Annotated in this window: 17 protein-coding genes; 14 read left to right on the forward strand and 3 right to left on the reverse strand. The window is 60.4% G+C overall.

Annotated features, from left to right (window positions below; genetic code table 11):
• Window positions 1-173 precede the first annotated feature (173 nt).
• The 3 genes from ACOVQ0_RS05395 to ACOVQ0_RS05405 form a co-directional block, all read right to left on the reverse strand.
• Window positions 174-1,391: an MFS transporter gene (locus ACOVQ0_RS05395; RefSeq protein ID WP_421881132.1), complete on the reverse strand. Its 1,218-nt coding sequence runs from the start codon at window positions 1,389-1,391 to the stop codon at window positions 174-176.
• On the reverse strand, window positions 1,388-2,404 hold the full coding sequence (locus ACOVQ0_RS05400) for a zinc-dependent alcohol dehydrogenase family protein (RefSeq protein WP_421881134.1): 1,017 nt from the start codon (window positions 2,402-2,404) through the stop codon (window positions 1,388-1,390). The genes ACOVQ0_RS05395 and ACOVQ0_RS05400 overlap by 4 nt, the downstream gene beginning before the upstream one ends.
• 110 nt (window positions 2,405-2,514) lie before the next feature.
• Window positions 2,515-3,423 carry a LysR family transcriptional regulator gene (locus ACOVQ0_RS05405; RefSeq protein ID WP_421881136.1) on the reverse strand — a complete coding sequence of 303 codons (909 nt, stop codon included), beginning with the start codon at window positions 3,421-3,423 and terminating at the stop codon, window positions 2,515-2,517.
• Window positions 3,424-4,071: 648 nt separating this feature from the next.
• Between ACOVQ0_RS05405 and ACOVQ0_RS05410 the strand changes: the two genes are divergently transcribed.
• From ACOVQ0_RS05410 to ACOVQ0_RS05475, 14 genes are all read left to right on the forward strand, one after another.
• A complete protein-coding gene (locus tag ACOVQ0_RS05410) occupies window positions 4,072-4,389 on the forward strand; it encodes a hypothetical protein (protein ID WP_421881138.1) in 318 nt (105 codons plus the stop codon).
• 51 nt (window positions 4,390-4,440) lie between these two features.
• Window positions 4,441-5,259: a hypothetical protein gene (locus ACOVQ0_RS05415; RefSeq protein WP_421881141.1), complete on the forward strand. Its 819-nt coding sequence runs from the start codon at window positions 4,441-4,443 to the stop codon at window positions 5,257-5,259.
• A gap of 419 nt (window positions 5,260-5,678) precedes the next feature.
• Window positions 5,679-6,596, forward strand: coding sequence for a ThuA domain-containing protein (locus ACOVQ0_RS05420; protein WP_421881144.1), 918 nt, complete (start codon window positions 5,679-5,681; stop codon window positions 6,594-6,596).
• Window positions 6,597-6,632: 36 nt separating this feature from the next.
• Entirely contained in the window at window positions 6,633-7,925 is a 1,293-nt protein-coding gene (locus ACOVQ0_RS05425; protein ID WP_421881147.1) for an MFS transporter, read from the forward strand.
• Between the two features lie 3 nt (window positions 7,926-7,928).
• Complete coding sequence (locus ACOVQ0_RS05430; protein WP_421881149.1) at window positions 7,929-8,786, forward strand: sugar phosphate isomerase/epimerase family protein; 858 nt, start codon at window positions 7,929-7,931, stop codon at window positions 8,784-8,786.
• 66 nt (window positions 8,787-8,852) lie between these two features.
• On the forward strand, window positions 8,853-9,464 hold the full coding sequence (locus tag ACOVQ0_RS05435; protein ID WP_421881152.1) for a gluconate 2-dehydrogenase subunit 3 family protein: 612 nt from the start codon (window positions 8,853-8,855) through the stop codon (window positions 9,462-9,464).
• Between the two features lie 15 nt (window positions 9,465-9,479).
• A complete protein-coding gene (locus tag ACOVQ0_RS05440; RefSeq protein WP_421881154.1) occupies window positions 9,480-11,165 on the forward strand; it encodes a GMC oxidoreductase in 1,686 nt (561 codons plus the stop codon).
• Between the two features lie 589 nt (window positions 11,166-11,754).
• Entirely contained in the window at window positions 11,755-17,418 is a 5,664-nt protein-coding gene (locus tag ACOVQ0_RS05445; RefSeq protein ID WP_421881157.1) for a cadherin domain-containing protein, read from the forward strand.
• 235 nt (window positions 17,419-17,653) lie between these two features.
• The gene (locus ACOVQ0_RS05450) at window positions 17,654-18,232 is read left to right on the forward strand and encodes an ANTAR domain-containing response regulator (protein WP_421881160.1); all 579 of its coding nucleotides are present in this window, start codon (window positions 17,654-17,656) and stop codon (window positions 18,230-18,232) included.
• Window positions 18,233-18,246: 14 nt separating this feature from the next.
• A complete protein-coding gene (locus ACOVQ0_RS05455) occupies window positions 18,247-19,452 on the forward strand; it encodes an ABC transporter substrate-binding protein (protein WP_421881241.1) in 1,206 nt (401 codons plus the stop codon).
• A 216-nt stretch (window positions 19,453-19,668) separates the two neighbouring features.
• Window positions 19,669-21,048 carry a CmpA/NrtA family ABC transporter substrate-binding protein gene (locus ACOVQ0_RS05460; RefSeq protein WP_421881163.1) on the forward strand — a complete coding sequence of 460 codons (1,380 nt, stop codon included), beginning with the start codon at window positions 19,669-19,671 and terminating at the stop codon, window positions 21,046-21,048.
• Between the two features lie 19 nt (window positions 21,049-21,067).
• Window positions 21,068-22,096 carry an ABC transporter permease gene (locus ACOVQ0_RS05465; protein ID WP_421881165.1) on the forward strand — a complete coding sequence of 343 codons (1,029 nt, stop codon included), beginning with the start codon at window positions 21,068-21,070 and terminating at the stop codon, window positions 22,094-22,096.
• A 14-nt stretch (window positions 22,097-22,110) separates the two neighbouring features.
• Entirely contained in the window at window positions 22,111-23,790 is a 1,680-nt protein-coding gene (locus tag ACOVQ0_RS05470; RefSeq protein ID WP_421881168.1) for an ABC transporter ATP-binding protein, read from the forward strand.
• A gap of 90 nt (window positions 23,791-23,880) precedes the next feature.
• The gene (locus ACOVQ0_RS05475; RefSeq protein WP_421881171.1) at window positions 23,881-25,140 is read left to right on the forward strand and encodes an alginate export family protein; all 1,260 of its coding nucleotides are present in this window, start codon (window positions 23,881-23,883) and stop codon (window positions 25,138-25,140) included.
• Window positions 25,141-25,200 lie beyond the last annotated feature (60 nt).

Consider the following 25,200-nt stretch of genomic DNA (forward strand, 5'->3'; position numbering starts at 1 on the left):
CTTGCTTGGCAACAGGGACCAACGCCTGCGTCCGAATGGAATGCATATTTAGTCTGATATCAGGTACCTACTGAATGCATGAACGACCGGTCATGGCGTGATGTGACGTTCCGACTGGCGCTTTGTGAGGCAGGGCTGGCCAGAAGCTTCCATTTCCCGACAGGATTGATGCCTCAGCCTGCCACATTGTCGGAGATGCAGTGACGATAGTCTCTACGGCCCGCAAGCGCCCCAAGCATACCGCCGATTACAAGCATCATAGCCCCGCCACCAAACGCTGCCTGATAGCCGAAGCGATCGTACAACACGCCGCCGCCTGCCGCGCCCAGCGTGATTGCCATCTGGATCACTGCCACCATCAGCCCCCCGCCCGCTTCGGCATCGTCTGGCAATACGCGCGCCAGCCATGTCCACCAGGCTACTGGCAAGGCCGTCCCCAGGCATCCCCACGCCGCCAGTAACAGGCCAATCGCAATCGGCATCCGGCCCAGCGCGATCAGCCCCACCGCGATCACTGCCATCAATACTGGCAGAACCAGCAACGTGCCGCGCAATGAATGCGCGACCCACCGTCCGATCAGCGCATTGCCGACCATGCCCGCCACGCCTAACCCCAGCAATATCAGCAACAAAGTGGAAATATCCACCCGCGTCACATGCTCCAGAAATGGGCGAAAATAGGTAAAGGCGGCAAACTGCCCCATGAAATACGCGCCCATCGCCGCCATGCCGATTGCCACACGGGGTTTAAACAAGACGCCCAGGGTACCGGGCGCCTCTTCCTCGTGCGCAGCGGGCAGACTGGGCAGGCTGAAATACTTCCACGCAAAGGTCAGCGCCGCCATCGGCACCACCGCGAAGAAGGCGCCTCGCCACCCGATATATTGTCCCAGAAAACTGCCCAAGGGCGCGGCAATCGTCGTCGCCAACGCATTGCCGCCATTCACGATGGCCAAGGCTCGCGGCACATCAGGGGCAGGCACCAGCCGCATGACCGTCGCCGCTGACATCGACCAGAAGCCACCGATCACCACGCCGATCATCGCCCGCCCCACCATCAGCACGGCAAAGTTCGGCGCTGCCGAGACCACAATGCCCGATGCTGCCATCAAGGCCGTTAGGCCCATCAGCAGATGGCGTCGGTCGATCCCGGCACTCATGCGCACGATGCACAGGCTGGTCAGGACCGCAAACAGGCCGGAAATGGCGATGGCCTGTCCCGCCGTTCCCTCGGTCAAGTGCAGATCGCGCGCGATCGGGGTCAGCAGGCTGACGGGCATGAATTCCGATGCGATCAACGTGGATACGCACAGAGTCAAAGCCATCACCGCGCCCCATGCAGGCGCAGCTTCCTCTGCAGGGATGGACAAGCTGGGCATGGGCGTGGTCATGGGCGCAAGATCGCCTTGATAGCGGTACGCTGGTCCATCGCCTTATATGCATCGGCAACCTGTGCCAGCGGCAGATCCAGGTCGAACACAAGACCGGGATTGATCGACTTGTCCCATACCTTGGCGATCAGGTCGGGTAGATAGCGGCGCACCGGTGCAGGGCCACCATGCAGGTGCACGTGGCCGAAGAACAGGTCTTCGCCACGAAATTGCACGCCATGAGGCACGCCCACGAAAGAGGTATAGCCACCTGGGCGCACCACCTTGATCGCCTGATCCATGCTTTGCTGTGTGCCCACGCATTCCAGCACGCTGTCGGCGCCAATGCCGTTGGTCAACTCGCGCACTTGTGCAATGCCGTCCTCGCCGCGCGCCTCAATAATGTCGGTGGCGCCAAACTGGCGAGCGATGGCCTGCCGAGCAGGGTGGCGGCTCATGGCAATAATGCGTTCGGCGCCCATCAGATGCGCGGACAGCACGCCAAGAAGCCCTACTGCGCCATCACCAACAACGACCGTGGTCGAGCCCGGCCTTACCTGTGCAGCATCAGCGGCAAACCACCCCGTGCCCATAACATCTGAAACCGCCAACAGGCTGGGCACCAGATCATCACCGGGCATTTCGGGCGTGGCGACCAATGTGCCATCAGCCAGTGGTACGCGCAGCAGCGGCGCCTGTGCTCCGCCGACTATTTCGCGCACATCGCAAGAAGAATGATAGCCCTGTTGGCAATGCGGGCAGGTGTTGTCGCTGGCAAAGAACGACCCGATGACAAACTGGCCAGGGCGTAGGGATTTGACGGCGCTGCCCACTTCTTCGACGACGCCGCAATATTCGTGGCCCATCGCCACGGGGCGGCCATAATCTTGAATACCGCGATAGGGCCAAAGATCGGAACCACACACGCAGGATGCCGTCACGCGGATGATGGCATCGGCGGGCAACTGGACCTTGGGGGTAGGTACATCTTCAAAGCGGACATCGCCCGCACCATAAAGCATGGTCGCGTACATGGGGTGCTCCAATCGCTGGGATAGAGCCGCGTTGTAAGCTTTACGCGCGGACCTTGGCAGACGGCGCGTATTCCATGAGGCGATGAATCAAATTCATCGCGACATGAGAATTAGAACCCCAGCGGTCGCATCTCGCGGATCAGGTCTATCAACAGTTTCAGCCCCAACGGCAGATTGCGGCGCCCTGGATAATAGACATGCAACGCAGGCCCGGGAGACACCCATTCGGCCAACACCTGCTTCAACGTGCCTGCCGCCAAATCCTCAGCCAAGCTCGCTTCAGGCGCATAGATCAACCCCACCCCTCGCCGAGCCAGACTGCGCGCAAAGGGGGCGGCATTGTGAATGATCGTACCCGGCACGGCGATGGCAAGACTTTCCCCGCCGCGGTCAAATTCCCACCGATACATGGTGTTGTCGCCCAAACGGAATTGCAGGCATTGATGGCGCGCCACATCTTGCGGATGCACAGGTTCGCCGTGTTCGGCCAAATAGGCAGGCGCGCCGGCAATGCACCACGGAATTTCGGCGCTCAGCCGTTGCACAGTCATGTCATCGGGCACCGTGCCGCCAAAGCGGATGCCGGCGTCATAGCCGCCGTCGAACACGTCCAGCATGCGGTTCTCAACGCAAATATCCAGTTCGATATCCGGCCACCGCCGCACGAATTCGGGCAACACCGGTGCCAGCAGCATGTCGGCGGCCACTTCAGGCACGTTGAGGCGAATGCGCCCGCGCGGAGCATCGCGGTGCTGGTTAAGCACATCTTCGGCGTGCACGACTGCGTCAAACGGATCGCGCAGCGCAGCAAGCAGATCCTCGCCCGCCGCGCTCAGCGTTACCGAGCGGTTTGTGCGATTGACCAGCCGCACGTTCAGTCGCGCCTCCAGCCCTTTGAGTGCATGGCTAAGCGCCGAGGCGCTGACGCCCAATTCCAGCCCCGCCTGACGGAAGTTGCGATGGCGGGCGATCGCCAGAAAAATAGCCAGATCGGCCAGATCAGTACGGGCAAAGGACATACCCGGCCTATACAGCCTCTAGCCCGCGCAGGTAAGCAGCATGGGGATTTCCTTTGTGAAAGAGCCGATATGATAATGCCAGGGGAGGGTATTTCAGCACACGCCCCTGTTCCGCGCCGTATTCATGGATCTGCGGACCAGCGAAATTAGCGCCAAAACTCACCCATCGCGTGATGGACAATGAGTTGAACTAGTGTCGAGGTCGATTGGCTGAATATTTTGAGGGGACCGCCACAAACAGTGGCGTTATGCCCACCTGCCAAGCCCTTTGGGAATGACAAGATTCAGAACGAACCGCCATTCAAGCGTCTACTACAAATCGGCTTAAATTGAATCGGGCTCTACCTTCTTTAATCAGCTGCGTGGCTGTCGCTGCAAGAACTTCAAGAGGCGACATTCCTGGGCAAAATTCCGACCGTCCGACAGGCATTGGACGTACATCCATCCGTGGGAGCAAAAGCCGGACCGCAGGCAGCAAAGATCGACGTGCTCTTAGTGGCGCTGATCCTGGCGGAACGCGCGCAATAGCGCGCTCACTGCCGCGTCGCATCCCATGATATGGCAGCCATGCTACATGGGATGCCACCGCGCCGCTTACCCACCTAACTCTGTTGCCACTGCATAGTCATGCGACAGGGAGAGTGACCAGTGACCCGACATGAACACCGCAGCCGCCTGCTGATTGCTGGCGGCCTCTCGCTTGCGAACCTTGCGCTCGCGGGCAGCCTCGCGCTTGCCGGTCTGAGCGTGGCCGCCAATGCACAGGGCCAGAACAAGGACATCGTCGAAAAGCCGACCCGCGCGGTCGCCTGCCCCTCGGGCTGGCGCACCCCGGATGGCAACACCGCGCTGTGCGAGCCGATGGGCACATTGTCCCCCAAGATTTACGCCAAGAAGGAAAAGGAAACCTGCGCGGACGGCTACTACGAAGTCTACCGCCTGTGGTGCTCCACCAGGAAGCCGTGATCCGGCGCTGCCCCGATCAAGCCTCATCGCTTTTATCTGGAGTATAACTACATGAAGATGATCAGCATGACCGCCGCCACCGCGGCGATGGCCTTTGGTGCGCTGGCAGCAGTAGTGCCCACCCCCGCCGCAGCTCAAGGGCGGAACACAAGCCCCATCCCTATGGACGGCGCTACCTGTCCCGAAGGCTGGCGTGCAAACAAGGGCTATTGCGAGCCCGGCACCAACGCTCCGAACGTCTATATCAAGACCAAGGGCAAGCCCTGCGCATCAGGCTATCATCAATACTACACATGGAATTACTGCACCGACAGGCGCCCCGACTATACGACAGCCGCCGACAAGCTGGTATCTTATGGCACGATCACCAAGGCGAACCGGCTCGACCGCTGCCCGCTTGGCTATTTCTCCAAGGCCGACATGACGATCTGCACCACCCGCCTTTCGCCCGCACCCAAATCACGTAAGAAGACCGGCGCGTGCAACAGCAACGAGATCGACGAGTGGGGCCTCTACTGCACCGCCGATGCGGGCATGATCACCCGGGCGCAGGCGCAGCAGGAAGCCGACCGCGATTTCAACGCGATCTATTCGGCCAACGGCGCACAATACCCGGCACAGGGCAGCGATACCGAGAACTACCCCTCGATGGTCGCCGCCTACGGTCCCAAGGGTGGCACTTCGTCTGCCCCGGCTGAAGCCGCCAACGCGAGCGATCAAGCCGCCGCCACGCAGCAGACCGCGCAGTGCCAAACCAGTGTCGGCTCAGTCACCGGCGCAGCCATCGGCGGCGCGGTCGGCGGGAATGCGGGCGCAGCGCTCGGATCCATGCTCGGCGGGTTCGGCAAGAAGAAAAAGAAGAGCTGCTGATTTCTCGGCCGGGCTACACGGCCCCAGACACATACAGCCGCCCTGACCTGTCGTTCGAGAGTTTTCAGGTCAGCCCGGTCCCGCATTGCCGACTGCGGGACCGGGCGGGCAACTGGAGTTGATGCCGGGGAACCGCGAAATGCAGCCAAGCCTGCGGTCGAGGACGAATCCCTTTATACCGACCTCGAACGAGTTGGCGCTATCTCCGCCGGGATTCTGATGGGATCAATGCGGCGGTCAACCTGAACACGGATGCGCGCAGTTGGTGTCGAGCGTTTGCGAATGCCCAGAGGCGGCGCAATCCTGCACAATGCAAGCCGCAACCAAAATCGAACCCTTGTGTTCGTTTGTTTTGACAGATATGACTCTCATATCGCCAAGCAGTGTTCACCACTTGAAGCTTGGCGCGGGAGAGAGAGATGTTGCGCAAGGTGCTGAAGGGCTTGGGCCTGTTCCTGCTGGCTGCCGTGGTGCTTGCCGCGATCGGCGTCTGGCGTAACTGGGACCTGATCCAGCGCGTTTTCCTTGGCGGCGTGAAGGTTTACGAGACCGCCCCGCCACAGGTTCCTGCCAATCTGCCCCGCCCCGCAGTGCTGGTCTTTTCCAAGACGAACGCCTTCCGCCATGAAGAAGCGATTCCGGCAGCAGCAAAAATGTTCGACGAGCTGGCCAAGGAAAACGGCTGGGGCATTTACCAGACCGAAAACGGCGCCACCTTCCGCCCCGAAATTCTCGCGCGGTTCGATACGGTGGTATTCTCCAACGTCACCGGCGATGTCTTCACGTCCGACCAGCGCGCCGCGTTCAAGGCCTATGTCGAAAACGGCGGCGGCTATGTGGGCATTCATGGCGCAGGCGACAATTCACACAAGGCCTGGGACTGGTACGTCAAATCGATCATTGGCACCAACTTCATCGGCCACCCGATGGATCCGCAGTTCCAGAAGGCGGCGATGCGCATCGAGGACCATGCCCATCCCGCGACAGCAAAGCTTCCCGACAGCCTGGAGCGTGTGGATGAATGGTATTCCTTCGACAGGTCGCCACGGGGCGTCCCCGGCCTTACCGTTCTCGCCACGATTGATGAAAGCACGTACAAGCCCGGCTCATTCTTCGGCACCGAGTTGGGCATGGGCAAAGACCACCCGATCGCTTGGTGGCGGTGTGTCGGCAAGGGCCGCGTATTCTATGCTGCAGGCGGCCACACTGCGGAGTCGTTCAGCGATCCGTCCTATCGCCAGTTCCTGAATGGCGCCGTGAGCTGGGCGATGAAGCGCAGCGGCGGTGGCTGCGGCACGGATGCTGGCGAGGAAGCGGGCGAGAAAGCCCGCCCTTGATGCCGGACCGAACGATAACCGGACGGGGGATGAGACATGACTGACGGCAACGACAACAGGCGGTCCATATACTGGATCTGCGTGCTGGCCCTGTTCTGCGCGGCATTGGCCAATGCGGTCCGTGCGGGCGCGGCAGGGGCGGTGAAAACCGCACTGCTCGATCCGATTGACGCACAGCACTCCGGCGAGCTGATCGGTCTCGTGCTTGGCAACTCTTTCCTTGGCTTCGCCATCAGCCTGCTGGTGATTTCACCACTGCTTGACCGGATCGGCGCGAAGAAGGTGATCCTGTTTGCCGCAACCTGTTTCCTTGTCGGGCCGGTCCTTGTGCTGCTGGCCGGGAATGTGCAGCCGACATCCACTGTTCTCTTGCTCAACATCGCCATGATCCTGTGGGGGTGTGGCTGGGGAGCGGCCGAGGCCTCGATAAACCCGGTGATCGCCACGCTTTTCCCGGATGACAAGACCGGAAAGCTCAACGCCCTTCACGCATGGTGGCCTGCCGGCCTGATTGTCGGCGGACTGCTTTCGGTCCTGTTCTTCAGCACGCTGGCCCTTCCCTGGCAGACGCTTATTGCGCTGTGCATCGTGCCTGCGGTGGTTCTGGCGATATGGGCGGTGCGCCATGATTTCCCGCAGACCGAAAGCGCCGCTGCCGGTGTTCCGTTCACTGAAATGATGGCCGAACCGTTCAAACGGCCAAGCTTCTGGGTGTTCTTCGCCATCATGTTCCTGACCGCATCGAGCGAACTGGCGCCGGGTGCCTGGGTCGATGTCACCTTGACCAACACTGTCGGTATGCCGGGAATTCTGGTGCTGGTCTATGTCTCGGCAATCATGTTCGTGATGCGCCACTTTGCAGGAGCCCTGTCGCATCGCTTTTCCGACATGGGCCTGCTGCTGATCTGCACGATCCCGGCGGCTGTGGGGTTGTACCTGCTGTCGATTGCCAATTCGCCGATTACCGCCGTGCTCGCTGCGACGGTCTGGGCTTTCGGCGTGTGCTTCATGTGGCCGACCATGTTGGCTGCAGTGGCGCGGCGTTACCCGCGTTCCGGGCCCTGGGGCATCGGTCTGGTCGGATTTGCCGGGGCCTTGGCGATCTATTTCGTCCTGCCCAAGCTGGGCGCGATCTATGACCATGCCAAGCTGGAAAAGGCCGGTGGAGAGGACGCATTTGCGGCGCTTCAGCCGGGCAGCGATGCGTTGCAGCGTGTGCTTGCCTATGCGGCCGAGCAGAGTTTCCAGACCATCGCGATCATTCCGGTGGTGCTGTTTTTCATCTTTGGTGCGGTTCGTCTGATCGAACGCCGCAGCAACAAGGATTGAGCGATGAAGGTCGGAATGAACCTCCTGCTGTGGACCGGGCATGTCACACAAGCCGACAGAGACATCCTGCAGGCCCTGAAAGACACAGGGTTCGACGGCGTGGAAGTGCCAGTGTTCGATCCCTCGGACGTGTCGCACTACAAGGCGCTCGGCGGCATTCTTGATGACATCGGTCTGGAGCGGACCTCCGTGACGATCATTCCCGATGCGCAGCACAGCCCGATTTCCGATGATCCGGCTGCGCGCGCCCGCGCCATCGATTACCTCGACCGGGTAATCGAATGCTCCGTCGCGCTCGGATCGCAGGTGCTTGTCGGCCCGTGGTATCAGCCGCTGGGCGTGTTCAGCGGCGAAGGACCGACCGAAAGGGAACTGGCGAACTGCGCACAGGTCCACGGCGCAATTGCCGGGAAGGCCCGCGCCGCCAACCTTGCCTGCGCTTTGGAGCCGCTGAACCGCTTCGAATGCTACCTGCTCAACACCTGCGAGCAGACGAGCGCCTACCTTGATCGCTTGGACGAGCCTGGCTTCGGCATCCTCTACGATACGTTCCATGCCAATATAGAGGAAAAGAACCCGGTTGGCGCACTGCGCACGGCGCTGGCCAGGGGGCACGTCAACCATGTCCATATCAGCGAGAACGACCGCGGCACGCCCGGCCGGGGCCACGCCAGAATTGCCGAGACGATCTCGGTGCTCAAGGAAGTCGGCTATGATGGCTGGCTGACGATCGAAGCCTTCGGCAAGGCCTTGCCCGAACTGGCTGCGGCCACGCGGGTATGGCGCGATTTCTTCCCCGACCGGGAACAGGTCTACACCGAAGGCTACGCCTACATCCGCGAATGCTGGGCGCGGGCTTGAGGCCATGCAGCATACGCCTGTTCCGGTTCGTCCCGTTGCGAGCGCTCCATTCTGCGGAGAAGACTGATGAACGACATCCCTCCATTTGACCGTCGCGGCATACTTGCCGGGATGGCAGCCCTGCTCGGGGTGGCAATGCTCCCCGCCGAGGCTCTTGCCGCCTCTGCCAAGGCAGCACGCTTTCTCGCCCGCCCCAGGTTCGACCTCTTGTCGAGCGTCGCCGATACCATCCTTCCGACGACCGACACGCCGGGCGCGCTGGTCGCAAAGGTTCCGGCGCGGCTCGATGCGATGCTGAAAGCCTGGGCGGCACCAGCCATGCGGGCCGAACTCCTGGGGGCGCTCGAACGGATCGATGCAGCGGCGCGCAAGGCCAAGGGGCGCGGGTTTGTTGCGCTATCTGCTGCCGAGCGAGCGGAAGTCCTGCGTGCGCACGACGCCATCGCGCTGAAGTCTGCGCCAAGTGCCGATGGCACCAAACCCAAGCTCTTCGATCTGAACGCCGTGGCGATCGATCCGGGCTACAAGCGCCTCAAGGCCCTGATCGTCAATCTTTACTATTACAGCCCCACCGGAAGCGAGAACGAGCTGCTCTACGAGCATGTGCCCGGTCCCTTCGAACCTTCGATCAAGCTTACTCCCGCCTCGCGCCCCTACCTTGGCGTCGGCCCTGTCTGAGCGGAGACCACAATCATGTTTGACGCCATCGTTATCGGCTCAGGTATAAGCGGCGGCATTTCCGCCAAAGAACTGACAGAGCGCGGACTGAAGGTCCTGGTCATCGAGCGCGGTCGCAAGATCGAGCACGTCACCGACTATATGGACAGCCAGATGCCTTGGGAGTTGCCCAACAACAATGCGATTCCAGAAGAAGAGCTGGAGCGCGACTATCCTGTCCAAAGGCACTGCTATGCCGTGAACGCCGCAACAAAGAAGTTCTGGGTCAAGGATAGCGAGCATCCGTATACCACGCCGACCGACCGGCCATTCAGCTGGATTCGCGGATATCATCTGGGTGGCCGCTCGATCATGTGGGGCCGCCAGTCCTACCGTCTTTCGCCGATGGATTTCGAAGCTAACGCCAAGGACGGGCACGGCGTGGACTGGCCGATCCGCTATGACGACCTTGCGCCGTGGTACAGCCACGTCGAGAAGTTCATCGGCGTGGCCGGATCAAAGGAGTATCTGCCGCAGCTACCGGACGGGGAGTTCCTGCCCCCATTCGCAATGACCGATGGCGAAAAGCTGTTCAAGGCCTCGGTCGAGGAGAAGTTCGCAGGACGCAAGGTCATCATCGGGCGCAACGCCAACCTTTCAGTGGCCCAGCCTCACCACGAGGAACTGGGGCGGACGAGTTGCCAGAACCGTTCGATCTGCGAGCGCGGCTGCAGTTTCGGTGCAAACCACACCAGTCTTTCGTCCTCGCTCCCCGCGGCCGAACGCACAGGCAACCTCACCATCGTGACCGACGCCATCGTGCACAGCCTGATGCAGGATCCTGCGACGGGCCGCATAACGTCGGTGCGGGTGATCGATGCCAGGACGATGAAGGGCCGCACCTACGAAGCAAAGCTGTTCTTCCTGAACGCATCAGCCTTCGGTTCGGCGCAGATCCTGCTCAACTCGCGCAACGAGGCCAATCCGCGCGGACTGTGCAACAAGTCCGATCAGGTAGGGCGGAACATCATGGACCATGTCTATGGTCTCACCACCGTCGGGATCATGCCGCGCTATCCCAAGGACAGCTACTATCGGGGCCGACGTCCGACCGGGATTTACATCCCCCGCTATCGCAATGTGACCGAAGCAGGTGACGGCTTCTTGCGCGGTTACGGTTATCAGGGAGCGGTTGTCCGTCAGGGCGGAATGCCCGACGCCGGAATCGGGATCGGCCAGTCGATCAAGGATCGGAACCGCAAGATTGGACCCTGGGTCAGCTACATCTCCGGCTTCGGTGAAATGCTTCCACACCCCGACAATCGTCTGACGCTGAACGAAAAACGCAAGGACAAATGGGGTATCCCCCTGCTGCACATCGATGCAGAACTGCGCGAGAACGAGCGCAAGATGGTCAGCCAGATCATGGCGGACGGGAAGGCCATGATCGAGGGCGCGGGTGGCATGGTGGTGATGCAGTCGAGCGAACCGGGCACGCCGGGCCTCGGCATTCACGAAATGGGCACCGCGCGCATGGGCCGCGATCCGAACACCTCGGTCTTCAACGGCTTCAATCAGGCCCACGAGGCGGCCAACCTGTTCTGCACCGACGGGGCAGTAATGACCTCTTCCGGCTGCCAGAACCCCTCGCTGACATACATGGCAATGTCCGCCCGCGCTGCGCACAATGCCGTCGAGATGCTCAAGGAAGGCAAGCTGTAACGAGAAATGTCTAGGGTCAGGACCTATTAACCGCGCCTTCGAGGTTTGAGGCAAAATGGCCCAGCGCAAGGCGGATGGGCGCAGGAATAGTGGTTCTATTTCAAGGCCATCCAACGCAGTGATGGGCCATTTTGATCAAATCCCTACGGGACGCTGGAATGGCTTCCATCTCGAACGGAAATCCGCTTGGAAAGGCAACCAGCCTTCCCGGCGCGAATTTCCGCCCGATATGTTCGCCATTCCAGCGCCTCGAAGGCGCGGTTAATAGGTCCTGACCCTAGACAGCGCGAGCAATTGCGTTGCTTGTAGACTGCCCGGTCATGTCCGATCTTTATGCGGCGGTTTGATCGGCGCGGATTGCGTCGGCGTCCTAGCCCTTGTCAGCGACCAAGGCCTCAGGTGCGCGCTCTGGCAGGCCGATCGGGGCGTCATCGGCTTTGCAATCTGCCGCCTCGCCTGCAGTTAGCTGAAAGGCGAGCGGTCGTCCGAGGACATTTGCCAAGCACGTATCCCGAGTTGGAGGTTTTAACTGATCCTAAATGGCAATACCGGTAATTGTGCGGCGATCTGGATGGTGGGGTAAGAATTCATGGCTGAATATCTGCGTTCGAACGTCGAATTTGTCGTAAATTCAACATACGAGCGATCGCAGCGACAGTCAGACGTGACGCGCCTTGCCAATGGCGATTTTATCGTCACATGGTTCGATACCGACTTGTTTTCAACGGGCAACCGGGTCGTCAGAGCCCAGATTTTCCACGCCGATGGCAATGTTTCTGGTTCGGAACTTATACTGCTTGGCCCCTCCAATGCCGTACTCAAACCGACGATCACAGCACTTGCCAACGGCGGCTTTGTGTTGACGAATTCCAGTTCGGCAACGGTGAACATCTTTGACAGTGCAGGCATTCAGATCGGATCTACACTTTCGCTGGGCACCTATTTTGCGTCCAACCTACAGGCCGTGACCTTAGCAGACGGCGGCTTCGCCGTTGTGTGGAGTGATAGCCGCACGACCGGCGCTGATACATCCGGGTCTGGCATTCGTATTTCTACCTTCGATCAAGCCGGCAACGCAATCCTGTCAGAAGTCCTTGTTAACACTGCGACTGCTGGCAGTCAGGCGCTACCATCAATTACCGGCCTTTCAGATGGCGGCTTTGTTGTCGCGTGGACGGATCAGGCAAACGCCAATTGGCGGATAAAAGCACAAATCTTTGATGCGCTCGGCAGCAAAGTGGGATCTGAGTTCTCCGCCAGCACCCTCGCAACGCCTTATGGAGACGAGGTCGGGACATCGACCGTAACGCTGACGAACGGCAACTTCGCGATTGCCTGGCACGAAGGCTATGCGCAGCACGTAAGGGTGTTCACACCAACAGGCGTTCCTGTCGGTGCAGAGATCAGTGTTCCAGCCTATTATGCAGGCGCATCTGAAGGCCCAGAACTCACCGCATTGAGCGATGGTGCGTTCGTGATTACCTGGGTCGGCAATTATGGCACAAACTCAGACGGTTCAGGAAGCGGGATATACTTTCAGGCCTATGATGCAGGAGGCGCCCCCATCGGGGCCGTGCAACTGGCGAACACGATGCTGGCAGGTGACCAGATCGAGCCCAGCGTTGTCGCGCTCGACAATGGCAGTTTTGCAATAACATGGACCGACATGAGCGTTGCTGGAAGCGATAACGACCAGATCCGCAGCCAGATTTTCGTACTTAGCGAGGCGGGCGCTCCACCAAGTGAAGTGACGATCACATCAGCACAAGGCAGTGCTTCTTCCACCATTTACGCCGTTGAGGGTGACACCGCCGTAGCGTTTGTCACGGCGCAGGCTCCGCAGGGCAGCCCTGCTGTCCAGTACGCCATCACTGGCGGCGCAGACGCGGCTCAGTTCACCATTGATGCCTCCACCGGACTGATCCGCTTTGCTGCATTGCCTGATTTCGAGGCTCCTGCAGACGCTGGGGCCGACAACGTCTATGATGTGATCGTGACTGCCAGCGACGGTATCACGTCAGACAGTCAGGTACTGGCGGTACGGCTGACCGACATGAACGATGCGCCGACCATCATTTCGCCGACGGCTTTCTCGATCAACGAAAACACCGTTGCCGTGACGACCCTCGCCGCGAGCGATCTGGAAGGTCAGGCTGTTCGGTTCTATATTGCGGGTGGCCCTGATGCGGACCGCTTCACCCTCAACTCCCAGACCGGCGCGCTCAGCCTCGTGTCTGCCCGCAATTTCGAAGCGCCAGGCGATGCCGATTCAAACAACGTCTATGTCGTCTCGGTGAAAGCACAGGATGCCGACAGCGTTTACTCTACCGTTCAGACGATCTCCGTCACCATCAACAATGTCATCGAAGGCACGGCGATTCTCTCGAACGGTGGTGGCGCTTCAGCAGCGATCAGCATGGCCGAAAACCTGACGGCCGTGACAACCGTGATCGCTGCTGATTATGCCGGGTCAGCCGTCAGTTATGCAATCAGCGGTGGTGTCGACGCTGCAAAGTTCACGATTAATTCTGCAACCGGTGAACTGGCATTTGTTGCCGCTCCCAATTTCGAAGCGCCAAACGATTCCGGCTTTAACCGGGTGTATGACGTCGTTGTTTCGGCAAGTGACGGGTTCGTCACCGACACGCAGGCCTTGGCGATCACGATTACGAACGTCAATGAGGCGCCCGTCATCACCGCGAATGGCGGCGGCAGCACCGCAACCATAGCGCTGACCGAAAGTTCGACCTATGCGGGCATGATAACCTCTACCGACCCTGAAGGCACCGCGCGGACTTATTCGATCGTGGGCGGTGCCGATTCGGCTCGGTTTGCCATCATGGCCAGCAGCGGTGTGCTGACGCTGACGAGCGCCCCTAATTTCGAGGCTCCCACCGATGCCAATGGCGACAATGTCTATGACGTGATTGTACAGGCCAGCGATGGCGTTCTGACAGACACGCAGGCCATTTCGGTCAACATTACCAACGTCAACGAAACGCCAATCATATCCTCACCTGCCGCCTTCACCATGCAGGAAAATACGACGATGGCGGGTACCGTCGCCGCCGCAGACCCCGATGGCGCAGCACTGACATTTGCGATCACCGGCGGTCTGGATGCTGCGCGTTTTGCGATCAATGCCCAGACCGGTCAGCTTTCCTTCGTCGCCTCGCCCAACTTCGAAGCGCCGACAGACAGCAATGCCGACAACATCTATCAAGTGATCGTGCGCGCCAGCGATGGCGTGCTGAGCGCCTCGCAGACTGTGAATGTCACCGTATCGAACCTGTTCGATTCACCCGAGTTCACCTCTCCGACAAATTACAGCGTGGCTGAAAACACGCTCGCTGTTGGCACTCTGGCAGCAGTTGCTCCCGGAAATCTGCCGATTACCTATGCCATCAGTGGCGGGCTGGATGCGGCACGCTTTGCGGTGGATGCGCAGACCGGTGCGCTGAACTTTGTGTCAGCGCCCAATTTCGAGGCCCCGAACGACAGCGGCGCGAACCGGGTTTACAACGTGACCGTCAGCGCCAGCAGTGGTGGCGAGACAGGCACCCGCGCGCTGGCGGTCACGCTCACCAACGTGAATGAAGCGCCGATCATTTCCTCGAACGGTGGCAGTGACATCGCGAACGTCTCAGTGGCGGAAAACAGCACTACCGTAACCACTGTGGTTGCCAGCGATCCCGAAGGCACGGCGCGGACCTACGCGATCATCGGAGGGGCCGATGCCGCCCGTTTTTCGATCGTTTCCACCAGTGGCGCCCTGCGCTTCGTCACCGCGCCGAACCACGAAAGCCCGACCGATGCGGACGGCAACAATGTCTATGAGGTAATCGTTCGCGCCAGCGATGGCACGTTGAGTGATACCCAAACCCTGCTGGTTGGCGTCACGAACGTGAACGAGGCGCCGACCATCACCTCCAATCTTGGTAACACCACGATCACGCTGGCCGAAAACACCTCGTCCGTGACGATGGTGACGGCCAGCGATCCAGATAGCGCGGTGCTGACATACGCCATCGTCGGCGGCACTGATGCTGCGAACTTCATCATTGATGCTGCATCCGGCGCGCTAGCGTTTGTACAGGCCCCCGATTTCGAAGCGCCAGCCGATGCCAATGCAGACAACAGTTATCAGGTGATCGTCCGGGCAAGCGATGGCGCGCTCTCTTCCACGCAGACGCTTACGGTCGTCGTCAGCAACGTCAACGAAACGCCTGTGATCGTGTCGGATGGCGGTTCTGCCAGTGCCAGTCTTGCGGTAATGGAGAACACCACGGCGGTGACCACGGTTATTGCAACCGATCAGGAAGGCACGCCCCGCAGCTATGCGATTGCCGGTGGCAGCGATGCTGCAAAGTTTACGATTGATGCGGCAACCGGCGTGCTGAGCTTTGCTGCAGCGCCGGACCACGACATTGCTGGCGATACCGATGGTGACAATGTCTACGATGTGATCGTGCAGGCCAGCGATGGTCTGAACTTCGATACGCAGGCACTTGCCGTGACGGTCGGCAATGCCAATGAAGCGCCGCTGCTCGTGCCTGTCGCCACGCTCTCGGTCCTTGAAGGCCAGCTTGCAGTCGGCACCATCGCGGCCATCGACGTCGACGGGCAAGCGCTGACCTACAATATCTCGGGCGGTGCCGATGCGGCCCTGTTTGCGATAGATGCGCAAACGGGCGCATTGAACTTTGTGTCTGAACCCGATTTCGAAGCACCGGGCGATACCGATGCCGACAATCGCTATGATATTGAAATCACTGTGAGCGATGGTAGCCTGTCTGCCTCTCAGATGCTGACAGTCGCAGTCGGCATGGCAGACGAAGCGCCGGCGTTCACGTCAGGCACCAGCTTTGGCATTGCGGAGAATGCAACTGCGGTCAGCATTGTGGCCGCCAGCGATCCAGAGGGATCGGCGCTGACCTATGCAATCACCGCAGGTGCCGATGCCGCGCTGTTCTCGATCGATGTTGCGAGCGGAGCGTTGGCATTCATCACGGCGCCCGATCACGAAGCGCCGGTCGATGACAACAGCGACAACCTATATGAAGTCGTTGTCAGCGCCAGCGATGGGATCAACACCACAGCCCAAACGCTGTCCGTGTCCGTGACAGACATCAACGAAGCTGTTGCCGTCACATCTGCACCCGTCTTTGCGGTAAGCGAGAACACGGCTGCTATCGGCAATGTCGAAGCGGTTGATCCTGAAGGTTCTCCCATCGCGTTTTCCATTGCGGGCGGTGCCGATGCAGCAATGCTCTCGGTCGATGCGGCCACAGGTGCGCTCTCGTTCGTCAACGCACCAGACTTTGAAGCACCGGGCGATGCCAATGACGACAACCTGTTCGAAGTGCTCGTGCGCGCCAGCGATGGTACGTCCGAGACTCTGCAAAGCGTGACGGTAACCGTCGGCAACGTCAACGAAGCTCCAGTCATCACTGCGTTCAACGGTCTGAACTGGGTCGGCTTCCAACTCAGTGAGAATACCGTTTCCGTAGCTGCGATGTCCGCCAGCGACCCCGATGGGTCGGCGCTGACTTACAGCATCGGGGGCGGTGCCGATGCGGCAAGGTTTGCGATCAATTCCGCCACCGGACAGCTCTCGTTCGTCAATGCGCCCAACTTCGAAGCACCGGGCGATATTGGGGCCGACAATGTCTATCAGGTGATCGTCAATGTCAGTGACGGCGAATTGAGCGATAGCCAGACTCTCTCCATAGGCATTCTCGATGTCGCCGATGGCGTCACGCTTACGGGAACATCCGCTGCCAACACGCTGACCGGCGGGGCGGGCGACGATGTTATCAATGGTCTGGCTGGCAACGATACATTAAACGGCGGAGCCGGCGTCGACAGGATCGATGGTGGCAACAACAACGATGTCATCATCGGCGGCGCAGGCGGCGACCGGCTCACCGGCGGCGCAGGGGCAGATACTTTCACATTCCAGAACCTGAGTGACAGTGGCCAGGGCAACATTGATTTCATTACCGACTTCTCCACCGCCCAGGCCGACAGGATGTCGCTTGGTGCGATTGACGCCAATTCCAGTGTAGGCGGAAATCAGGGGTTTACCTTTATCGGCACAGCAGGATTCTCGAACGTAGCAGGCCAGCTACGGTACTACCAATCGGGCGGTGACACGTTTGTCACAGGTGATGTGAACGGCGATGGCGTTGGTGATTTCCTGATCCAACTGGACCCGCTATTGTCTTTGGCAGCATCAAATTTTGTTCTTTGAGACGGCCTGCCCCATAACTGTATTCGGTCCAGATGCGCCTGCCTGCCCTGTAATCCATTGAAATTCGATGAGATCAGGGCAGCTGCGTAGCGAACTCTTGTCCCTGTTTGGATGTGGCGGTTAATGCCGCCCTGTTGCGGGTCGATCCCTTTCTGGGCTGCCATATCGGTCGGGGAGAAAAATACGTGACAAAGCGCCTTGAAACCTGCGCCCCTCCCGCGCACTAGGCAGACCCATGCGGATAGCCATAGTCGATGAAAGCGCGATGCGCGCGGCTGTGATCCGCGAAGGGCTTGCTGCGCTTGATGACTGCGAGATTTTCGTGGTGACCGAACGGCGCGGCCTTGTTGCCCGCATTGGCGAGATCGCGCCCGATATCGTATTGATGGACCTCGGAAACCCCTCGCGCGACGTGCTGGAGGAATACTTCGCCGTCAGCCGCGTGCTGGGCCGCCCCATCGCCATGTTCGTGGATGAAAGCGACGAGGAATCAATCGCCGCTTCGGTCGATGCAGGGGTGTCGTCCTATGTCGTCGATGGCCTTGCGCCCCATCGCATCCGCCCGATTCTCGACCTCGCTGTGCGCCGCTTCAATGCCTTTGCCCGGCTGCAGAACGATCTGGCCGAGGCCAAGGGCAAGCTGGCCGACCGCGAAGTGGTGGACAAGGCAAAGCGCATCCTGATGGACAGCCGGGGCTTTACCGAACCGCAAGCCTATGCAGAACTGCGCAAGACCGCGATGAATCAGGGCAAGCGCATTGCCGACATTGCTGAAGCGGTCGTCACCGCGCACCAGTTGATGGGAGGGAAGTGATGGCGTCCGAAGCCATGCGGGGCGAACTGACCATCGGGTTTCTGCCGCTGGTCGATGCCTGCCTGCCCATTCTTGCCCGCGAACACGGCTTTGCCGAAGCCGAAGGCCTGTCTCTGCGCCTTGTCCGCGATATGAGCTGGGCAACGGTGCTGGACCGCCTGCTCTATGGCCATAGCGATGCCGCGCACATGGTCGCCCCTCTGGCCATCGGCACCACGCTCGGGCGCGGCCGTCCGGCGCAGCCGCTGTCGGTACCGTTCGTGCTGGGGCTGAACGGGAACGCGATCACGATGCGCCCCGATCTGGCGCGCGCGATCAATCCTGCTGGCGGTTTGGGCGATGCAGCGGCAGTAGGAGCCGCGCTGCGGGCACATATCGCCGCTACCGGCCAGAAGCTGCGCTTTGGCGTGGTTCATCGCTATTCCAGCCACAACTACATGCTGCGCTATTGGCTTGCCGCCTGCGGCATTCGCCCGGACGAAGATGTCGAGATCACCACCGTTGCTCCGCCTTTCTGCGCTGATGCGCTGGAGTTTGGCGAGGTCGATGCGATTTGCGTGGGGGAACCGTGGAACAGCGTGGCGGTAGAACGCGGCGCGGGTGAGATCGTGCTGGTCACCGCACAAATCTGGCGGCGCGGTGTGGAAAAGGTGCTCGCCTTCCGCGAACCGGTGCTTGATGATCGCCGCGAAGACGCAGAGGCGTTGGTTCGCGCCATGCGCCAGGCGGGCGCACATTTCGTCGATCCCGCCAATCTTGAAACGAACGCCGCAATCCTTGCGCGTTCCGAATATCTCGATGGTGACGCCACGCTGATCCGGCGCGCCATTTCCGACCGGCTTTTGCTGCGGCGCGGCGGCGATCTGCTGCACTACCCCGACTTCATGTTCCAGCATCGCGAAGCAGCAAACTTCCCGTGGGTCAGCCAGGCTGAATGGCTCTACAGCCAGATGGTCCGCTGGGACGGCTTGGCCTACGACTCCGCCGATGCCGCAAAGGCAGCCCGCGTATTCCGCCCCGACGTTTACCGCAGCGCACTATTGGGCACCGCTGATCCCCTGCCGGGGGCCAGTTCGAAGGTTGAAGGCAGTCTTGCCGGACCAACCTCCATCTCCATGCAACAGGGCATTATCACGCTGGAAAACAACAGTTTCTTTGACGGAAAGGCATTTGACCCACTGTTGCTGGAATCCTACATCGCCGGGCAGCGCCAAGCATAAAATTCTATTGCAGCGCAAAAAACACTTGCCGAAAGCGGTGCGAATCACATAGCTTTCATCTCAAGCCAAACGGTGCCACCCAAGGATGGGTGGAAACATCATCGATTGGACCAGCAATTTCATCGCGTGGCAACGTCGCCGCCCAGACCTCCCCTTTCGGGATGCGTTCGGGCGGCTTTTTCGCGTTTGTCCTGCAACACAAAAGGGGTGGTCGAAATGAACGGACGGACGGGGTTCAAAAGCCGGAACATGATCGCAGCACTGCTTGCCGGGATGGCCGTGGCCAGCTGCGGGAAAAGCGCTGACGCGCCCGAAAAGCCCGCCGCATCAGCCAATGGCATTGAAAAGCCGGTCCTCAAGCTCGGCTTCATCAAGCTGACCGATATGGCTCCGCTCGCCATCGCACAGGAAAAGGGCTTCTTCCGTGAAGAAGGGCTGACCGTCACGCTCGAACCACAGGCGAACTGGAAGGTTCTGCTCGATGGCGTGGTTGGCGGACAGCTTGATGGCGCGCACATGCTGGCTGGCCAGCCCATCGCCGCCGCCGCCGGGATCGGCGCAAAGGCCAAGCTGATCGCCCCGCTCAGCCTCGACCTCAACGGCAACGCGATCACCATCTCGAACAAGGTCTGGTCCGAAATCGCCCCTGCCCTGCCCAAAAGCGCAGACGGCAAGGTTCAGCACCCCGTTTCCGCCGCCGCGCTCAAGGGCAAGAACCTGAAGTTCGGCATGGTCTTCCCGTTCAGCCCGCACAACTACGAATTGCGCTATTGGCTGGCCGCAGGCGGCATCGTTCCGGGTTATTACCTGCCCGGCGATACGGCAGGAACGACCGCCGCGCAGGTCCAGATCTCCGTCACCCCGCCACCGCAGATGCCTTCCACGCTCGAAGCCGGCACGATCGATGGCTATTCGGTGGGCGAACCGTGGAATCAGGCGGCGGTAAAGAAGAAGATCGGCGTTCCGGTCATCACTGACGAGGAAATCTTCAAGGGCAATCCCGAAAAGGTCTTCGGCCTGACGGAAGAGTTCGCTGCCAAAAACCCGAACACGGTAAAGGCCCTGCTTCGTGCGATCATCAAGGCCCAGCAATGGCTTGATGCCGAAGGCGGCAAAAACCGCCCCGAAGCGGTGAAAATCCTTGCGATGTCGCAGTATGTCGGCGCCGATGCGGAAGTCATCGCCGCCAGCATGACCGGCAAGTTCACGTTCGGCCCCGGCGACACACGCGAAGCACCGGATTTCAACGTGTTCTTCAACCAGTTTGCGGGTTATCCGTTCTATTCGGACGCGGTGTGGACGCTCACGCAGATGCGCCGCTGGGGGCAGATCCCCACCGACAAGCCGGACCAGTGGTATTTCGACACAGCCAAGGCCGTCTACCGCCCCGACCTCTATCTCGCCGCTGCCCGGGAACTCGCCGACAAGGGCGTGATCCCCAAGGACGCCATCCCCGAAACCGACGGCTACAAGCCGGAACAGTCGGGCTTCATCGATGGCATCAAGTTCAACGGCAAACAGCCGAACGCCTATATCTCCAGCTTCACCATCGGCCTCAAGCAGGGTCAAACCGTGACCCCGGCCGGCGTCAAGTAAGCCACCAAGGACCAATCACATGAACGCCGTGCCCCTTCGCAAGGAAGAATTCTTCGCTACGCCATCGCAGGATAAGGAGGAGGGCGCGTCCCTCCTCCCCGCCGCCGGAACCGATGGCGCAAAAGAGGAAACTGCATCCGTGAAGCCTGCCCGCTCTCTGCCGTTCGGCATCAAGCTGCCCGCGCCGCGCGATGCTTTCGATGCGCTGTGGCCGCCGTTTGCGGGTATTGGCGCGTTCCTTGCGCTTTGGGCGCTGGCTGCGCCACTGGTCCAGACCTCGCTTGGCGCGCTGCCCGGACCGGGCGACGTGTGGAGCGCGTTCACCGGCCTGATGGACGAAAACGCCGCAGCCCGCATTTCCGCAGCAGAAGCGGTGTCAGCAGGCTATTCCTACACCGGCCCGCCAACTTTCGTGGACCAGATCTTCACCAGCCTTGAAACCGTGGCTGCAGGCTTCGTGCTTGCCACTCTGTTCGCCGTGCCGCTTGGCCTTGTGGCAGGCATGTCAAAGCGGGTTAATGCGGCGATCAATCCGCTGGTGCAGGTGATGCGCCCGGTCAGCCCGCTTGCGTGGCTGCCCATCGTCACGATGGTCGTATCTGCATCGATGACCAGCGATGACCCGACACTGGCGAAAAGCTTCGTCGTTTCGGCAGTGGTCGTCATGCTGTGTTCGCTGTGGCCGACGCTGATCAACACCGCCATTGGCACCGCCAGCATCGACAAGGATCTGATCGCGGTGGGCCGCGTGCTGCGCCTCGGCTGGTTCGCCCGCCTTACCCGCCTCGTCCTGCCTTCATCGCTGCCCTTCATCTTCACCGGGATGCGTCTGTCTCTCGGCACCGGATGGATGGTGCTGATCGCGGCGGAAATGCTCGCGCAGAACCCCGGCCTGGGCAAGTTCGTGTGGGACGAATTCCAGAACGGTTCGGAAAAGTCGCTGGCCCGTATCATGGTGGCCGTCGTCGTCATCGGCCTCATCGGGTTTGCCTTGGACCGCATCATGATGGCGCTGCAGTCCTTCGTCAGCCGCAACCGCACCGTCTGAGAAAGGTAACCCACATGGCCACGATCCTCTCTCTCAAAGGTCTTCGCAAAAGCTATACCGGCAAGGCTGGCGGCATTTCCGAAGTCCTCGGCGGCATCGATCTGGATGTTGAGGAAGGCGAATTCATTGCCATCCTCGGCTTCTCCGGCGCGGGCAAGACCACGCTGATCTCGGCCATCGCAGGCCTTGTCGAACCGGACGCAGGCGAAATTCTGCTGCGTGGCAAGGCGATTGACGGGCCGGACAAGGATCGCGGCCTCGTCTTCCAGTCCTATTCGCTCTTTCCCTGGCTGACGGTCGAACAGAACGTCGCGCTGGCTGTCGATGCGGTGCACAAGGATCGCAGCAAGGCTGATCGCACCGCGCTGGTTCGCCAGAAGGTTGAACTCGTCGGCCTTGGCCATGCGATGGAGCGCAAGCCTGCGCAGCTTTCAGGCGGGATGCGCCAGCGCGTTTCTGTGGCCCGCGCACTGGCAATGGAACCCGAAATTCTCCTTCTGGATGAACCGCTTTCCGCACTGGACGCCCTCACCCGCGCCAAGTTGCAGGACGAGATCGACCGCATCCGCGAAGAGGAAAAGCGCACCATCATCCTTGTCACCAACGATGTGGACGAAGCCCTGTTGCTGGCAGACCGGGTTGCCGTGCTGACCCCTGCCCCGGCGGCGCGGATCGGGAAGATTTTCCCGGTCACCCTTCCCCGCCCACGTGATCGCGAGGCCGTGAACGACAGCCCTGCGTTCCAGTCGCTCCGCACGGAAATCGTCAACTATCTTGGCGGTCTGGCGGGCGAAAAGGCGGCCAAGGGCAGCGATTACGGCAATTTGCCCAATGTCACCCCGCTAGACCTCGCACCGCCGCCCAAGGCCTATCAGGACGCGGCGAAAAAGGGCGCAACGCGGCGCTACATGGAGTTCTGGAAACTCCACAAGGTCTACCCTACGCCCAAGGGTCCACTGACCGTGGTTGAGGACTTCAACCTGTTGATGGACAAGGGCGAATTCATCTCGCTCATCGGGCATTCCGGTTGCGGCAAGTCCACCGTGCTGACGATGGCGGCTGGCCTGAACGAAATCAGCAAGGGCGGCATCATCCTTGATAACCGCGAGATTGATATTGCCGGGCCGGACAAGGCGGTGGTGTTCCAGTCACCCAGCCTTATGCCCTGGCTCACCGCGCGGCAGAACGTGGCGCTTGGCGTGGAGCGTGTCTACCCGCACGCAACCCGTTCGGAACGCAGGGAAATCATCGACTACTATCTTGATCGCGTGGGTCTTGCCGACGCGAAGGACAAGATGGCGGCGGAAATGTCCAACGGGATGCGCCAGCGCGTGGGCATCGCGCGCGCCTTTGCGCTCTCCCCGCGCCTGCTGCTGCTCGACGAACCTTTCGGCATGTTGGACAGCCTGACGCGCTGGGATCTGCAGGACGTGCTGGTGGAAGTGTGGAACCGGACGAAGGTGACCGCCATCATGGTGACCCACGATGTCGACGAAGCGATCCTTCTGGCCGACCGTGTGGTGATGATGACCAATGGGCCGAACGCCACCATCGGCAAAGTGCTGAAAGTGGACCTGCCGCGCCCGCGCGACCGCAAGGAATTGCTAAAGCATCCAATGTTTTACGCTTACCGCCAGGAAGTCCTGCACTTCCTTGCAGAGTACGATCATGGGCCGAAATCACACGCGGCCTGAAGTGCACCTAGATGCACCTAGAAGCACCTAAGCGCCCTTAAGGCGCACGAGAGGATGCCTGATCGGCCCAATCATGGGGGTTCAGGGAACATGAAGAAGACCACACTCACGGCGACGCTGCTCGCGTCGTCGATCGCCTTCGCACACCCTGCGCAGGCTGCTGGAAAACCCGCTTTCGGTGACCCGATTCCGGTGGCCGATGGCCTGACGCTCGATCCGATCATCGACGCACGCATTCGCTACGAAGGCATCGATCAGCCGACGGTCGATGCCGATGCGCTGACCGTGCGTTTGCGTACCGGGTTGGAGCTGAAGCACGCACCGTCGCACCTTTCGGTGCTGGTCGAGGCTGAAGGCACGTTGGGATTGTCCAATCAATACAATGCCTTTCCATTCGCTCTTCCAGGCAGTTCGCAACGCCGCCCGCAGTTTGCCGTGGTGGCTGATGGCGAAAGCATCGACCTGAACCGCGCGCAGATCATGTACAAGGTGAAGGACTTTGCGTTGACCGTTGGACGTCAGCGGATAAACCTTGATGATCAACGCTTTGTCGGTTCGGTCGGCTGGCGGCAGAACGAACAGACCTTCGACGCCGTGCGCGCAGAAGCGACGTTCGGGCCGGTCAGCTTTGATGGAACCTATGCGATCCAGCAGGATTCGATCTTCGGATCGGAAGCCGGGCCGCGCCGGTCGATGGATGGGGACTTCGTGTTCCTTGGCGCGAGCGCAAAGCTGGGGCCAGTCACTGCCAAGGCGTTCTCCTATATCCTTGATTATGATGAGGCTTTTGCCTTCGCCAACTCGTCGCAGACATATGGCGGGCGCGTTTCGGGCAGCTTCCCGCTGTCAAAGGCGGTGAAGCTGAACGTGCTGGCAACCTATGCCCGCCAATCCGGTATCGGCAGCGCCCCGGTGGCTTATGAGGCGGATTATGTGCTGGGTGAACTCGGCCTTGGATATCAGGGCTTTACCCTGACCGGCGGTTACGAAAAGCTGGGTGCGGACAAGGCGGTGGGCAAATCTTTCCAGACCCCGCTGGCCACGCTGCACAAGTTCAACGGCTGGGCCGACCTGTTCCTGACCACGCCGGCGGGCGGGCTTGAGGATACCTACGTTACGCTGGCCAAGGTTCTGCCAAAAGTGAAGGCAGTTCAGGGTCTTAACGCCAACGTCACCTATCACGAGTTCCGCAGCGATGTGGGTGGGGTGAAGTTCGGCACCGAATGGGATGCCAGCCTGGGCTTCAAGACCAAGAAAGTGGGCTGGCTGGTGAAGTATGCCAACTACAACGCCGACAAGTTTGGCGTGGATCGTGAGATCCTGTGGTTGCAGGCTGAAGTGGCGTTCTGATTTTGGTTTGATGGGTTGTGCGGGTGCTTCGACAGGCTCAGCATGAGCGGGCTTGCCGGA

Source organism: Novosphingobium sp. (assembly GCF_049240505.1).
Taxonomy (GTDB): Bacteria; Pseudomonadota; Alphaproteobacteria; order Sphingomonadales; family Sphingomonadaceae; genus Novosphingobium.